1 protein-coding gene is annotated in these 1,444 nt (G+C 47.1%); it reads right to left on the bottom strand.

Annotation, left to right across the window (positions count from 1 at the left end; all coding sequences use genetic code 11):
• Positions 1-1,444 (bottom strand): Ig-like domain-containing protein (locus ACK1JC_RS16990; protein ID WP_409512973.1); only part of this gene is annotated, 1,444 nt, incomplete at both ends.

Genomic DNA, 1,444 nt, shown 5'->3' with positions numbered 1-1,444 from the left:
GAGTCGCTGTCAGAATCAGAATCACTGTCCGAATCAGAGTCACTATCAGAATCAGAGTCGCTGTCAGAATCAGAGTCGCTGTCAGAATCAGAGTCGCTGTCAGAATCAGAGTCGCTGTCCGAATCAGAGTCGCTGTCCGAATCAGAGTCGCTGTCTGAATCAGAGTCGCTATCAGAATCAGAGTCACTGTCCGAATCAGAGTCGCTGTCAGAATCAGAATCACTGTCCGAATCAGAGTCACTATCAGAATCAGAGTCGCTGTCAGAATCAGAGTCACTGTCAGAATCAGAGTCGCTATCAGAATCAGAGTCACTGTCCGAATCAGAGTCACTGTCAGAATCAGAGTCGCTGTCAGAATCAGAATCACTGTCCGAATCAGAGTCACTGTCCGAATCAGAGTCACTGTCCGAATCAGAGTCACTATCAGAATCAGAGTCGCTGTCAGAATCAGAGTCGCTGTCCGAATCAGAGTCGCTGTCAGAATCAGAGTCGCTGTCAGAATCAGAGTCGCTGTCAGAATCAGAGTCGCTGTCAGAATCCGAGTCGCTGTCAGAATCCGAGTCGCTGTCAGAATCCGAGTCGCTGTCTGAATCAGAGTCACTGTCCGAATCAGAATCGCTGTCAGAATCCGAGTCGCTGTCAGAATCAGAGTCGCTGTCAGAATCCGAGTCGCTGTCCGAATCAGAGTCACTGTCCGAATCAGAGTCGCTGTCCGAATCAGAGTCGCTGTCAGAATCAGAGTCACTGTCCGAATCAGAGTCGCTGTCCGAATCAGAGTCGCTGTCCGAATCAGAGTCGCTGTCCGAATCAGAGTCACTGTCCGAATCAGAGTCACTGTCAGAATCAGAGTCACTGTCAGAATCAGAGTCACTGTCAGAATCAGAGTCGCTGTCAGAGTCTGAATCACTGTCAGAATCAGAGTCACTGTCAGAGTCTGAATCACTGTCAGAATCAGACTCACCCGGATCAACAAAAATATCTACAACTTCTTTAGTTGTACCAATATTACCTGCTTTGTCTTTCGCCGTTGCAGTAACTTCATCACCATCTTTTAGCGTGCCTGGGTTCGGTACAGTCCATTGACCTTGTGCATCAGATACAGTCGTAACGGTTGTACCATCTGGGAATGTTACAACAACGTGTAAATTTGGCTCAGTCACACCTGTGATTGGATCCTTTGAATCAATTGGATCAATATCAATGATTGGTGCTTTGCCATCAACTTCTTCTTGTGCTGTACCTTCATTGCCTGCAGGATCTTTCGCAATTACTTCGACTACATCACCATCTTTTAAATCAGGATTTGGGGGTACTTCCCAATGCCCTTTCGAATCTGCAACAGTCGTAACAGTTGTACCATCTGGGAATTTAACAATAACCTCTGCACCTGGCTCTGTTTCACCTGTGATCGGGCCACCTGGCTTGATTGGATCTATATCAATAA

This window comes from Acinetobacter sp. TY2 (assembly GCF_046269225.1).
GTDB lineage: Bacteria > Pseudomonadota > Gammaproteobacteria > Pseudomonadales > Moraxellaceae > Acinetobacter.
Note: the sequence above shows the minus strand (reverse complement) of the source record. Positions and strands in the feature narration are given on the sequence as shown.